Source organism: Capsulimonas corticalis (genome assembly GCF_003574315.2).
In the GTDB taxonomy this organism is placed as follows: domain Bacteria; phylum Armatimonadota; class Armatimonadia; order Armatimonadales; family Capsulimonadaceae; genus Capsulimonas; species Capsulimonas corticalis.
The window spans coordinates 3543214-3556115 of the sequence record NZ_AP025739.1 but is presented as its reverse complement, the minus strand read 5'-3'; the positions used below and the strand labels follow the sequence as shown (position 1 = coordinate 3556115).

Sequence of the window (12902 nt, the reverse complement as noted above, 5' to 3'; positions counted from 1 at the left end):
AGAAATACATGTAGGGTTTCATCCCGTTACCCGCGGCGGGTTTTCACGGCCCAGACGATCAACGCCAGCGTCGCCCCGCTGGTGTCGATCAGGACATCGCGCAGGCAGCCGTCTCGGTATGGGACGAACGTTTGATGCCACTCGTCGCTCGCCGCGAATGCGGCGGCCAGGACGAGCGATAGCGCCAGGGCGGAAATACGGGTGATCCGACGACGCAGGGTAAGGAAAAGGAGGCTCGCCAGCACGGCGTACTCAGTCGCGTGCCAGCCTTTGACGACGTAGAATCCCCAGTGATACCAGAACAGGGCGAAGAGGCCCTGGACGGCGGGGATGGGGACGATGCGCTTGATAAAGGCGATCCAGACGTCGATGGAGATGAAGAAGCAGGAAGTAAAAAAGATCAGGGACGCCCAGGCGGCAAGCAGCCAAACCGGAGGGCGTTTCTGATCTTTTTGCTCCATTTATGTTTCCGCGTTATCCGTGGTGGCCGTTGCAGGCCGCGAGCGCCGACGGCATTACCAGCGACTTTGGCAGAGTCTCGATCCGATTCACCGTGGTCGTTTGATGCTGGGAGCAATCGCCGCAGAGGCATGTCGTGCCGCGCCAGCGGCGGTCGATCACGGCTTCGGTGGCGGTGCGGGCGATCTGCGTGGCGCGCAGGCCGTCATAACCGGTCGGAAGGCCGGTGGTGTCGCCGGTCTCCAGCGCGTGGGCAAAGGCGGCGTACATGCCCTCGAAGTCCTTCTCGCTGGAGCCGGGGAGCTGGTGCGTGCCGAACTTCGTGCGAACTTCGAACAGCCAGCCCTCACGGTCATATCGGATGACGCCTTCGGTGCCGATGATGTGGTACGAGAAGTGCGCGCGCGGATCGCGCACGGTATGACCGTACGAAAAGCTCATTTCGGCCATCGTGTGCGCACCGTTGTCGTGGTCAAGGTGCAGCCACATGTGGTCCGGCGCTTCGTACTTCTCCACCCACGCGCCCGCCGCCTGATAGTGGTCGACATCCGAGTCCAGCCACCAGCGCGCCAGATCGATCTGGTGAACGCCGCAATCGACCATCGGACCGCCCTCGTTCATGCGGCCCAGCCAGTACGGGTTCATCTGCGGCTTGCCGTCAGGGCCAAGGATATCGCGCCCATGCAGGTTCCAAATATAGATCAAGCGCAGCGTGCGCGGTTCGCCGATCGCGCCGTCCTGGATCAGGCGCTTGATGTTCTGCGACACGCCGCTGAACCGGTAGCAAAAACCCGTCGTCAGGAGCAAACCGGCGTCGTCCATCGTCTTGATCATCGACGCAGCGTCGCTGTCCGTCATCGCCAGCGGCTTTTCGCAGAGGACCGGGAGACCGTAACGCGCGGCTTGCTCCACGTTCTGCCTGTGCGCCGGCGCGGCGGACGTCACGACCACGGCTTCGATTCCCGACTCAAAGAACATATCGCTCATGGCGTATCCATGAGGAATGCCGTATTTATGCTGTAGGCCGTAGGCGTGTTCGGGGTTCGGGTCGTAGACGGCCCACGCCTCCAGCCCCTGCGTCGCCAGGATCGCCGGAATATGCCCGTAATCCGCAATCATCCCACAGCCCATCAAACCAATCTTCTTCATGACTTTGACCTTCGGAAATGTGGCTCCATTCGCTGATTCAATTCTAGCACGAATTGATGCATTATCGATAAAGCAAATGGGGTAACCAAGAAATTTATTTATATTTCTCGTATTTTTATCAGCTTCCTTACCGTATAGAACACTGTTGGAGGCAACTTTGGTCCCACGGAAGGATTTTGTGCTCGCCATGCGTAACGATGCTAGGATAAAACGGCCGCGCGACCATACGCAGCCGCGACAAAAAGTTTCAGCCCAGAAAGGGAAACCATGAAATATCTCAAGACCATGTGCGTCGCACTCGCATTCGGCTCCGTTCTCGTCTCCGGATGCAAAAAAGACAAGGTGGCCCCGTCCATGGCCTCCTATACCCACTCGGAAGGCGACTCCACCGAAACCATCTTCCTGCACGATGATGGATCCTATATCCAGACCGAGGCGGGCAAAAACGGACCGCAGCTGGAATTCCCGGCCCGCCCGCAGACTCAGACCGTCAAGGGCAAGTGGCGGCTGCTGGATATGCCGCGCGGCGCGCGGATCAAGTTCTCCGGATCCATCGACGAGCTTCCCAAGGACGCCGTCGTCATTCTGGAAAACGCGCTGCCGTTCGGCGAGACATCGGATGTCTCCAATCCCTACTCCACCACGCACGACCGCACGATCTCGGCGCACGAGTTTCACTTGAACTAAAGGCGGAAGGCGTCTCTCGGCGCGGCCCCATCCCCCGCCGAGCGAGTCGCCGCCTAAAAGAAAATGGCCCATCACTTTGATTGAGTGATGGGCCATTTTCTTTTCTTCTGCAAGTCGACAAGATCCATGTCGGCTGCAATTACCAACATCCGCTACCCTGCGTGCTTGGAAGCCCCAATGTCCAAACTGAAAAACTCCAGCACGTCGTCCAGGCGATCCGTCTCATTGTGGCACAACTGCGCCACCTCAATCTGGTTCTGCCGGGCCGTCTCGATCGCGCGCTTCTTGCGGTCGATCTCAAGCTGAAGCTCGGCGATCTCCTGATCGGCGCTGGCCGTGAACGCCGCCGTATGGGCGGCGACGGTGTCGGCGTAGGACGCAAGGGCGGCGAGCTTGCGCGAGGCGTCGGCGACGATGGTGTCGGGGGTCGCGCCGATGGCTTTCCCCATCGCGCTGAGCGTGACGCCGATCGTTTGACGGCGAATGTCCAGCGGCAATGACGCGGGCATGGACGACAGCATGTCCAGCATCTGCTCGGCGGTGAACGGCGCGGCGGGCACGCCCGCCTGCCGGTAGATCTCCGGAAATGACAGCAGTTCGGGCTCTCCCGGCGATGTCGGGATGGCGGACGCCGCTTCCTGAACGGCCTCCAGGCTCGGCCCTTCCGACTGCGCGACCAGCTGCTCCACCGTTCGCGACGGCAGCGGCGGAGGCGCGGTTCCCGAAAGCTGCGCGTCAATCGCGGCGTACGGGTCCGACGGATCGTGGCCGCTTGCCGGACTGTGCGTTACCGATTCGGGCGGCAGCTCCACGACCAGGGACGCCACCTTCCGCAATTTTTCTCGAAAATCCATGCGTGATTCTGCCCTCTCTCATTGCGGGCGCCTGCGCCGTTACCGGCGCGTTACCCAACACCCGCCGTCATCTGCTCAAACGGGGCCAGCTCATCCAAGAGCTGAGTCATGGACTCCGTCTGATAAACCACGCCCTCAATGTCCGACAGCACCTGCTCGGGCGAGCGGGCGCGGATCTGATCGTTGATCAGGCCGAACGTGTCCTCCAGTAATTCCATCTGGTAGTTCAGGTTCGTCAAAATCCGCCCGATCTTGCCCACGAATTCATGGCGCTGTTTCAGCACGTCGATGCGCTTCTCCAGGACCGCCTTGGTGTTCAGATCGGATTCGTCGTCGCGCAGGCGGGTCAGATTTTCCATATCGCCGTCATAAGAGCCCTGGACATCCTTCACAACCCGGGGAACCCACTCGACGGGAGGACCGGAAAAGCGCGAGGAAGCGAAGTTATTCGGCCGCCCGCCGCCGGACGAACGCTGGCGGCCGATGTCATTCGACGGGCGCGAGCGATCGGACTGGCACTCTTCCCAGATCGAAAGCAGGTAGTTTCGGAAATGAAGCTCTTTGAGCGCGAAGATCAGAAACTTTTCCAGCAGAAAGTCGAGCTTGCGCAGCATCTCGCCAAACCACTTTTGATCCGTCTGCGCCTGGGCGTAGATCTGTCCCTGCACAAGCTCCAGATGCGTGAAACGCGCCTGCGTGTCTTCCTGCAATTGCGGCAGAGTCTCAACGCGGAACTGCTGGCTGCGCCGGCGGCGCGCGGTCTCCTCGCGCTGCGCCAGCCGGCCGCCGTACCACTTGGTGTCGGGGATGAACAGAAGGTAGGCCGCCTCGGCGGCGAGACCGACCAGGATGGGAAGCGGAGAAAGCAGGGCGACGGAAAGGGCGCTGGCGCTGGCGAGGCCGACGAGGTTCGCCCCTTCCTTGAGCGCTTCTGAAAAACGATTGACCTGAGCCATAACACTATTATACCGGAGCTTTTGCTCCGCATCTTCACGCGACTCCCGAAAATCGCGTCGCGATCGCCGCAAACCGCGTGAAAACGCCTCGTGGTGGAAGTTAAAGGTTCCGGAACGCCGCGCAGACTTCCCTGCGCAGCTCGGCGAATTCGGGCATGTTCTCGGGTTCGTCCCGCCACGCCAGGCCGCAGTCGGCCAGATTGTACGTCGCCTGGATGCGCGCGCCGGGGACGATATTGCCTTTTTCGTCCCGATCGCGGCCAAGCAGCCAGACGGTATCGGCCACGCGAAGCGCGGCGTCCACGTCGTGCGTCACGAGAATGAACGTCTTGAGTTCATCCGACGCCGCCATCTCGCGGATAAATCCGATCACGCGATCCACGGCCACCATATCGAGCCCTGAAAACGGTTCGTCCATCAATAAGAAGTGCTCGGAGCACATAAATTGCTGGGCGATCGCCACACGCTGGCGCTGGCCGCCGGAGAGCTGCGCCGGGTATTTGCTCCCGTGTTCCTCCAGGCCAAACCGGGCCAGGATATCGGTGGACCGCTGTGTGATTTCGGCGGACGACAGCCCGGCTTGCTTGCCGGCGACGCCCAAATTCCCGCGTACGGTGCGGTGCGCGAACAGCGGATAGTGCTGCGCGATAACGCCCACCATGCCCCGCTGCACGGGGATCTGCTCCTGCTCCACCAGCACCTGCCCGCAGTCGGGCTTGTCGAGACCGGCGAGGATCCGAAACAAACACGTTTTGCCGACGCCCGACGGTCCCAGCAGCGCCACGACCTGCCCCTGCGTGTATCCGGGGCGATGCAGATCCTTGATCTCCAGGTTCACATCCCGCAGGATGGTGTTGCCGCCCAGCGTCAGGGAGACGTTCTCCAGTTTGAGAAGCGTATCGCGGTATTCGTAAGCGATGGGACTCATGTTACTTTCTCTCCAGGGTCAAATCGGCATAGGGACACGCAAGCCGCCGGGCGGCGCCGATGGCGTAATCCTGGACCATGCCCATGAGCAGGATCACGATCTGAATGGCGAACACCTCGGGCAGCAGGAAGTGCTTACTTTCGCCGAGCAGCATCGCGCCGACGCCGCCTTCACTGCGCACGATCCCTTCGACCATCGTCAGCATCATCCATCCCATCGCCGCGTTCTGGCGCAGCACTTCGAACGCCTTATCGGCGGTCCCCAGAATGACAACCTCCCATACGACGCGCCACTCGCGCATGCGCAGAGTGCGGGCGTGGTCGAAGTCGCCCTTCGGAATGGCCGCGATCACCGCGGCCATGGAGGTCACATAAAATACGGTAATGCTGAACACCAGCAGCGAGAGCTTTAACGGATGTCCTCCGCCGAAGATCAGCGTGAAGATAAAGGTGAAACCCACGATGCTCAGGAATCGTCCCTTGGAAATCGCGGTGACGATCGGCCGGAAGACCGGCAGCACCGTGCTGTACGCCAGCAGAAGCGAGATCACGCTGGACCAGAGCAGCGCTTCCACGTTGAGCTTAAAGCTTGTTCCTAGCTCCTGTCCCAGCCCCTGCCCCATCCAGAGCGTTTGCAGCGCGCGCAGGGTCTCGTCGGGCCTTGGCAGCACCTTAAACGGGGACATCACCCAGACCAGCAAGGCGGCGGCGAGCTCGACAAAGACGATCAGCCGCATCGTCGCGGCGGAAACGAGGCGATTGGGCATAAAGGCTGCGAAGGCGTCCCAGCGCCGCGAGCGCTGCCGGGGGCCAAGATCGCCCTGCGGGATCTTCCCATTTCCCGGAGCGCCGGCGAGAATGGGTTCCGGCGCGGCCGGGGTTTGACTAGCATCAGATTCGTTCATTCGAAATTTCCTATCAGCGATCCAATCCGAGTATAAGAACAACGGCGCCGGGTTTCCCCGGCGCCGTCTCCCCGAACTCCTTTATTGGTTCGTTCCAATGACGATCTCGACACGCCGGTTTTTGGCCCGGCCTTCCGGGGTCGTATTGGGCGCGATCGGGTTCGTATCGCCGTGAGCGAATACACGAACGCGTCCTTCCGGGAAGTTGACCGGCGACTGCGCCTCCAGCCATTGCTTCACGGCGAAGGCGCGCGCCTCCGACAGCGGCTTGCTGGTGGCCGGGTTGCCCTGGTTGTCCGTGTGGCCGTGAACCTCCACGACCGTGCCGCTCGCAATCAGCAGGCTGCGGAGCAGCTTCTGAAGCTCCTGCTTGGCCTGCGGCGTGAATGTCGCCTTTCCGGCGTTGAACTGGATGTTCCAGTTGCGCCGTCCGACAACCGCCGTCACCGCCTTCTGCTTATTGTAGACGGGTTTCGTCTCCGCAATCACGGCGGCGGTCGGAGCCGTCTGCTTGGCGACATCGCTCAGATACGACGTATCGATCACCGAAGCGGCGGCGGGGTAAGTCGGAACCAGCTCCGGATACTGCTGCTTCACCAGATCGCCGAAGTCCGTGTAGGTGGCCGCGACCAGGTTGGACGACCCCGGCACCAAACCGAAGGCGAGAAGGCTGTCCGCGAGGTTATTCACGGAAGAGCCGCCCAGATCGACAGGAGCGCCCGTCTTGTCCGTTTCGGTCACGCCCTTATAGTACTTTGACCAGAAGTCGGGACCGGCGCCGGGCTCATGATACAGATCGGCGCTGATTTCCGACGCGCGCTGCAAAGCCGCCGGGTTTGCCTTGATGACGTCGCCGCCCTCGGCGATCGCCGCGATCATGCCGTCGACGGTGGCGCGGTTGGCGCGCATCCACTTGTCGATCCCGATCACGACGCACGGCATCTGCGAGCTGTACTCCTTCGTCGAGACGATCGAGACCAGTCCGCCCTTCTTCTCGGCGACGGTCACGTCGCCGGGCGTCCAGGTGACGACGCCGTTGACGGTGATCGTCTTGGTTTCGCCGGTCCGCTTGCCGTTCCGCACCACGGGGCGCGTTTCCGAATATCCCGCGACATACTTCTGCGCGGCGTCGATATAGTCCGAAGCATTGACCCAGTTCAGCGCGTCCGGGTCATAGGTCTTTTCGTCGGGATTGGTGCGCAGACCGTTATCGCCCAGCCACTTCTGCGCGATATTCCAGTCGCCGTCGCGGACAACGCCCGCCACGAACCCGCCCCGAGCGGCCGAAGGGTTGGCTTTCCACTCCGCCGGGCCCATCAGCTTATCCTCGCCGCGCGAGTACCCCGCCGCATCCACGATCTTCGCGGTGTAATCCGGGCCCAGGCGCTTCAGCGTCGAGTTCAATCCCTGCAAAAAGGCGGCGCCGCCATCGCCCATTATGGTAATAAAGTGCGCGCCCTTAGTCGGCTGCGGGTTGCCCTGGCTCAGCTCCGTCGCGAACGCGACGAGCGCTTCCTGGAGCTTGCCGTTATCGTCCTGGCGGGACCACTTCAGGTTGACGCCATGCTTCGCCATCAGGCTGCCCTGCGTGGCCTGCGCGCCGCCGTTCGCCAGCAGGATGCCCATCTGCGCGTTCCAGGCGTAGCCAAGAAAGCGAACTTCGGGCTTATCCGCGGCTCCGGCTCCCAAACCGGGCGCGACATAGTTGATGTTGGACGACGCCGCCGACTGCGGCGCGTCTCCCAGCGTGACTTTCACGGGAGCGACAGACTCCTTCGTCACCGCGCCCGGCGCGAGCTTGTTGCCCCACATTCTCCAGGCGCCGGCAAGCACTCCCAATAAGATGATCAGAACGATCACTTTCCCCAACGGTTTCAGCTGCATTCCATCCGCTCCATTCTCTTCAACTCGCGATGACGCTTCCTGAACGTCTCGCAAAACAACGGCCGCGCATCAGACATGAGCGGCGGCGCGACACAATAGTGTATCACAGATTGCCGCTTGCTCGTCTCTTAGCCACACTGGGAATATCCCCAGAAGCCCCGAGATCCGTGAATTCCACCATCGTTCTCGCCCGAAAATTATTGGCTTACGGAGAGTGGGACCCACATTCATAGGAAAAGTTGCAGAGCGCAATCGGAACAAAGTAGCAAAAATCAAAAAGGATTTTTGTCTACTTGTATTTCTTCATACAAGCTTCATCCGTAAATGTTATGGTAGAATGTAGAGTAAGCAGCCGGAGATGTTCTGAGGCCTATCGTCCGAAGATGATCGATTCGCAGCGAAAATTCGATTCTCTGATCCGCCGTTTGGAAGGCTATGCACGGGAAAGTCCGCGTGGGTACTCCTTTGGAGTGGCCTGCCTCGCCGCCCTCGGCTATGCCTACATCTTTGTGATTCTGGCCGCCTTGATGGTCGCGGTCGGCGCGCTCCTCTATTTTGTGTACTGGACGGTGCTGCACCTGCGCCATCCCAGCTACAGCCCGGTGGACTTCGCCAAACTGATTCTCCCCGTTCTGCTTGGAACTTTGGTGGTAATCGCCGCAATCGTTCACACGTTCCGTGTGGAGGCGGCCGCTCCCGAAGGCCCCGAACTTCGCCGCGAGATCGCGCCGCGCCTGTACGCCATGCTGGAGGAAGTTTCCGCGGAGCTGAAGGCGCCTCGCTTTGACCGCGTGTTGCTCACCGATGAGTTCAACGCCTCCGTTGTCCAGGCGCCGCGCTTTGGACTGGTCGGCAAAAACGAAAATTATCTGATCCTGGGCCTGCCGCTGCTCCAGGCGCTGCCGCCGGATCAGTTTCGCGCCGTCATCGCCCACGAGCTTGCGCATATCTCCGGAAACCATAGCCGCTTCGCCGGATGGATCTACCGTTTGCGCAAGATGTGGTTCCAGCTCCTGGAGAACCTCGACGGCAACTTGCTCTTCCTCCCGTTTTTCCTCTGGTACGCGCCCTACTTCTACGCCTATACATTCGTCCTGGCCCGCGCCAACGAGTACGAGGCGGACCGCTGCGGCGCGGATATCGCCGGCAAGCAAGTGATGGCGGAAGCGCTCGTGCGGACCTCGATTTCAGGCCGGTTCCTCGGGGAAGCGTTCTGGCCCGCCATTTACCGGCGCGCCGATCACGAAGTTCAGCCGACCGTCTCGCCGTACAGCATGATGTTCCGCGACGCCGAGCAGCGCGCCGCGCTCGCCCAGGGCTCCGCCGGATGGATGCGCCAGGCCTGGGAAGCGAAGACCGACACCACCGACACCCACCCCGCCCTGCGCGACCGTTTGGCGGCGCTGGGCTTCCGGGGCGTCGCGGCCGGACCGCTCGACGGCGCCCGGCCGCCGCTGCCCGCCCCGCAGCCAGTGATGGAGAGCGCCGCCGAGCGTTACCTCGCCGGCGTGGAAGATCGGTTCGCCAAGGTCCTCGACACCGAATGGCGCCGTGAAGTGGACCGCCCCTGGCGCGAGCAGCACAACAAGGCTCGCCAGCTATGCATGCGTCTTTCCATGTACGCGCAGCAGGAGCAAACCGACCCGCTGACGGCCGAGGAGCAGATGGAGCGCGCTCAGCTATCGGCGCGTTTCCACGGCCCTGCCGCCGCGATCGCGCTGCTTCAGCAGCTTTTGGCTCAGTTCCCCGGTGATGTTCGAGCGCTGCTGCTGATGGGACACTTGCAGCTGGAGGTTGGGGACGAGGCGGGGTCCGCGACGCTGGACCGCGCCCTGCGCCTGAACCCCGAGGAGCGGCCGGATATCTGCGAGCGCATCGCCGCCTTTTATCGTGGGCGCGGCCAGCACGCCCGCGCCAGCGAATACGAGCGCCGCGCGCAGATGACCTACCGCCAGGAAGAGCTCGCTCAGATGGAGCGAAGCAACCTGGACCGCCGCGACAGCTTCCTGCACCACGGCCTCGCCGCCGAGCGCCTCGCGGTCCTGCGCCAGCAGCTCTCGCGCTGCCCCGAAATCGAAGCGGCGTACCTTCTCTGCAAGGAAGTCCGACACACGCAGGGCGAACCTCTGTATGTGCTCGCGATCGACACGCGCAGCGCCTGGCGCCGCCTTCAGGCCGAAATCGATTATAACGAGCTGAGCGATGACATCGTCAAGCAAGTGGAGCTTCCCGGCAACACCAGCATCGTCTTTATTTCCGGCCGCTACACATGGCTGCGCAAAGTCGTCGCCGAGATGAATAATTCCCGAATCTATCGTATTTCCGAACGTCAGGGCGTATAATATGCGCTGCTGGGCACTGCGGCCCCACAATTCCGTCTTTGGATAGTGATGGATCCAGGACCCTAATGCTCACCTGAGGCGCGTTCGATGAAAACACAAAACTTCCGCCGCTGGCTCTCCTACGCCCTGCGTCACCGTTCTCTCCTGATCGCTTCCCTGATTGCGCTGATCCTTGGAATGGGGGTCGATGTCCTTCTGCCGCGTTCGGTCGGCTTCGTGGTCGACCGCGTCCTCGCAAGCCACGCCCTGACAAGCGGCCAGGTCTCGATCCCCCTCTTTGGCTCCCTGTCGATCGCGCATGCGCTCTGGACGGTGCTGGGCGTGCTCTGCGCCGCTCTCGTCGTCCGCGCCGTGACGGGCTACTACACGCGCATGTGGCTGAGCATCGTCGGCGAGCGCGTCCACCTGGACCTGCGCCGGGATCTGTTCGTGCATCTCAACCGCCTGCCGATCAGCTACTTCGACAATAACTACACGGGCATGATCATGGCGCGGATCACGACGGACGCCGACGCGCTCTGGCACCTCGTCTACGAAGGCGCATTCCAGGTCGTCGCCCCGGCGCTGACGATCGTCGCGGTGCTCATCGTCCTGTTCGCCACGCACGCCAAGCTGACGATGTTCGCGCTGATGTCCGTGCCGCTGATCGCCTTCATGTACGCCCGGATGCGCACGCACGCCAGGATCGTGTCGGAAGCGCAGCGCGACGCCGTCGCCACCGTCTTCTCCCGCCTTCAAGAGCGCATCACCGGCATGCGCCTGATCCGCGTGCTGGGGCAGATCGAGACGGAGAGCGATACCTTCACCCAGGACCTGCGCACGCTCTACGAGCACAATGTGGAGGCGATGCGGGCATGGTCGATGCTGGGCGTGCAGAGCCAGTTTATCACCAGCGCCACCACGGCGGCGATCCTGTGCGTCGGCGGCCTCGCCGTCGTGAGCAAGACGCTGACCGTCGGCGAACTCGTCACCTTCTATCTCTACGCGGGAATGCTGTTCGGGCCGATCATTCAGCTGACCCAGTCGGCGAATATCTTCACGAGCGCCGATGTCGCGATCGACCGCATCTTCAGCCTGCTCGCCACGCCGATCTCCAAGGAGTTCGCCGGCAAGAAAGAATCCTGCCCGCGCATCACCGGCGCCGTGGACGTGCGCGACCTGTCCTTTGAGTACAACGCGGGCCATCCGATCCTGCCCAAGCTCTCGTTCTTCGTTCCGGCCGGTCAAAAGGTCGCCCTGGTCGGACCCTCGGGCGCGGGCAAGACCACGCTGGTCAACTTGATCTGCCAGTTCTATCAGCCGTCGGCGGGCCATATCTTCGTGGACGGGATGGCGATCGACAGCCTGGAGATCGAGAGTTACCGTCGTCAGATCGGCTATATGTCGCAGGAGAGCTTCCTCTTCTCCGGCACGATCACCGACAACCTGCGCTTCGCCAAACCCAGCGCCACGCAGGACGAAATGGAAAACGCCGCGCGCAAGGCGAACGCCCACGACTTCATCATGCGCCTCCCCAACGGCTACGAGACGCAGATCGGCGAGCGCGGCGTGATGCTCTCCGGCGGCCAGAAACAGCGCCTGAATATCGCGCGCCTCTTGATCCGCGACGCCGCCATTTTGATCCTCGACGAGCCGACCTCCGCGCTTGATTCCGAGAGCGAAGCGCTGATTTTGGAAGCATTGGATACGGTTTTCGCCGATAAGACCTGCTTCATCATCGCCCACCGTCTTTCGACGGTCGTCTCCGCCGATCGCATTTTGGTGTTCGAGCACGGAAAAATCGTTCAGGACGGGAACCATCATTCGCTGACGGAGGTTCCAGGAATGTATCAGAACCTTTGGAAGAAGCAGTTCGTCGGCTTCGGCGGAGGCTCCGAACGCGAGTCCGCCGCCCTCGCCAGCGCTCCGCACTGCGAATAAGTCCAAGACACCGCCATTCATCCGACCGAATAAGAGAACGAGGAGACAGTTGATGAAACCGACATTCGCGATCACCCTGGCGCTGGCCGCGTCCGCCATGATGGCGACGATCCCCGCCTCCGCCAAGCCTAAGTACAGCGGTCCGCTCCAGTATACGGTCAAAGATATCAGCGCGCAGGACGTGCCGCTGAGCAACTATCGCGGCGACGTCGTCCTGATCGTCAACACCGCATCGCTCTGCGGCAACACGCCCCAGTATGCGGGCCTGGAGACTCTGTTCGAGAAGTACAAGAGCCAGGGCCTGCGAATCCTCGCCTTCCCCGCGAACGACTTCGCGCACCAGGAGCCCGGTTCGAACTCGGACATCAAAGAGTTCTGCACCGCCAAGTACAAGACCACCTTTGACCTGTTCAGCAAGATCTCGGTCAAGGGCGACGACCAGGCCCCGCTGTACAAGTACCTCACGAGCAAAGACACCAACCCGAAGTTCGGCGGCGACATCGAATGGAACTTCGCCAAATTCCTCATCGGCCGCGACGGCCAAGTCGTCGGCCGCTTCCCTGCCGGCCACGACCCGCTGTCCCCAGACGTGGTGGCGGCCGTGGAGACGGAGCTCAGCAAAAAGGGGCCGAAGGCCAGGGCGTAAGCGTAAGCAAGCTTATCTTCCCTAAATGAAAATCCCGACGGTCTTTGATATCGTCGGGATTTTTTATGGTGCGCTACGCGTTTTTCTCAGTCCCCTGCCCCAAATAACTACTTCACCTTCCTTGAACTCCAAGTACACAGACTCTCTCCATCCTTCCTCATCGTAGCTGAACA

At 61.7% G+C, this 12902-nt stretch carries 11 protein-coding genes; 4 read left to right on the top strand and 7 right to left on the bottom strand.

Annotated features, from left to right (window positions below):
- Window positions 1-26: 26 nt before the first annotated feature.
- Window positions 27-461, bottom strand: coding sequence for a VanZ family protein (locus D5261_RS15225; RefSeq protein WP_119320473.1), 435 nt, complete (start codon window positions 459-461; stop codon window positions 27-29).
- A gap of 13 nt (window positions 462-474) precedes the next feature.
- Complete coding sequence (locus tag D5261_RS15220) at window positions 475-1608, bottom strand: Gfo/Idh/MocA family protein (protein WP_165864047.1); 1134 nt, start codon at window positions 1606-1608, stop codon at window positions 475-477.
- A gap of 267 nt (window positions 1609-1875) precedes the next feature.
- Between D5261_RS15220 and D5261_RS15215 the strand changes: the two genes are divergently transcribed.
- Window positions 1876-2295 (top strand): hypothetical protein, encoded by a 420-nt coding sequence (locus D5261_RS15215; protein WP_165864048.1) that lies wholly within the window; start codon window positions 1876-1878, stop codon window positions 2293-2295.
- Window positions 2296-2447: 152 nt separating this feature from the next.
- Here the strand turns inward: D5261_RS15215 and D5261_RS15210 are convergent, their stop codons facing one another.
- The 5 genes from D5261_RS15210 to D5261_RS15190 form a co-directional block, all read right to left on the bottom strand.
- The gene (locus tag D5261_RS15210) at window positions 2448-3149 is read right to left on the bottom strand and encodes a hypothetical protein (protein ID WP_119320475.1); all 702 of its coding nucleotides are present in this window, start codon (window positions 3147-3149) and stop codon (window positions 2448-2450) included.
- A gap of 50 nt (window positions 3150-3199) precedes the next feature.
- A complete protein-coding gene (locus D5261_RS15205) occupies window positions 3200-4105 on the bottom strand; it encodes a hypothetical protein (RefSeq protein WP_119320476.1) in 906 nt (301 codons plus the stop codon).
- A gap of 100 nt (window positions 4106-4205) precedes the next feature.
- Window positions 4206-5033 carry an ABC transporter ATP-binding protein gene (locus tag D5261_RS15200; RefSeq protein ID WP_119320477.1) on the bottom strand — a complete coding sequence of 276 codons (828 nt, stop codon included), beginning with the start codon at window positions 5031-5033 and terminating at the stop codon, window positions 4206-4208.
- A gap of 1 nt (window position 5034) precedes the next feature.
- Window positions 5035-5937, bottom strand: a complete 903-nt coding sequence (locus D5261_RS15195; RefSeq protein WP_218025536.1) for an ABC transporter permease — start codon at window positions 5935-5937, stop codon at window positions 5035-5037.
- A gap of 81 nt (window positions 5938-6018) precedes the next feature.
- Window positions 6019-7821 (bottom strand): OmpA family protein, encoded by a 1803-nt coding sequence (locus tag D5261_RS15190; RefSeq protein WP_119320478.1) that lies wholly within the window; start codon window positions 7819-7821, stop codon window positions 6019-6021.
- A gap of 383 nt (window positions 7822-8204) precedes the next feature.
- Here D5261_RS15190 and D5261_RS15185 point away from each other — a divergent pair, with 383 nt between their 5' ends.
- From D5261_RS15185 to D5261_RS15175, 3 genes are all read left to right on the top strand, one after another.
- Complete coding sequence (locus tag D5261_RS15185) at window positions 8205-10163, top strand: M48 family metalloprotease (protein ID WP_165864049.1); 1959 nt, start codon at window positions 8205-8207, stop codon at window positions 10161-10163.
- An 87-nt stretch (window positions 10164-10250) separates the two neighbouring features.
- Window positions 10251-12083 (top strand): ABC transporter ATP-binding protein, encoded by a 1833-nt coding sequence (locus D5261_RS15180; protein ID WP_119320480.1) that lies wholly within the window; start codon window positions 10251-10253, stop codon window positions 12081-12083.
- A gap of 52 nt (window positions 12084-12135) precedes the next feature.
- A complete protein-coding gene (locus tag D5261_RS15175; RefSeq protein WP_119320481.1) occupies window positions 12136-12729 on the top strand; it encodes a glutathione peroxidase in 594 nt (197 codons plus the stop codon).
- The last annotated feature ends 173 nt before the right edge of the window (window positions 12730-12902 follow it).

Bases quoted from the DNA above. Each gene is read 5' to 3' on its own strand.
- D5261_RS15195 (WP_218025536.1), bottom strand. From the start codon at position 5,937: ATGAACGAATCTGATGCTAGTCAAACCCCGGCCGCGCCGGAACCCATT.
- D5261_RS15225 (WP_119320473.1), bottom strand. From the start codon at position 461: ATGGAGCAAAAAGATCAGAAACGCCCTCCGGTTTGGCTGCTTGCCGCC.
- D5261_RS15175 (WP_119320481.1), top strand. From the start codon at position 12,136: ATGAAACCGACATTCGCGATCACCCTGGCGCTGGCCGCGTCCGCCATG.
- D5261_RS15210 (WP_119320475.1), bottom strand. From the start codon at position 3,149: ATGGATTTTCGAGAAAAATTGCGGAAGGTGGCGTCCCTGGTCGTGGAG.
- D5261_RS15205 (WP_119320476.1), bottom strand. From the start codon at position 4,105: ATGGCTCAGGTCAATCGTTTTTCAGAAGCGCTCAAGGAAGGGGCGAAC.
- D5261_RS15185 (WP_165864049.1), top strand. From the start codon at position 8,205: ATGATCGATTCGCAGCGAAAATTCGATTCTCTGATCCGCCGTTTGGAA.
- D5261_RS15180 (WP_119320480.1), top strand. From the start codon at position 10,251: ATGAAAACACAAAACTTCCGCCGCTGGCTCTCCTACGCCCTGCGTCAC.
- D5261_RS15200 (WP_119320477.1), bottom strand. From the start codon at position 5,033: ATGAGTCCCATCGCTTACGAATACCGCGATACGCTTCTCAAACTGGAG.
- D5261_RS15220 (WP_165864047.1), bottom strand. From the start codon at position 1,608: ATGAAGAAGATTGGTTTGATGGGCTGTGGGATGATTGCGGATTACGGG.
- D5261_RS15190 (WP_119320478.1), bottom strand. From the start codon at position 7,821: ATGCAGCTGAAACCGTTGGGGAAAGTGATCGTTCTGATCATCTTATTG.
- D5261_RS15215 (WP_165864048.1), top strand. From the start codon at position 1,876: ATGAAATATCTCAAGACCATGTGCGTCGCACTCGCATTCGGCTCCGTT.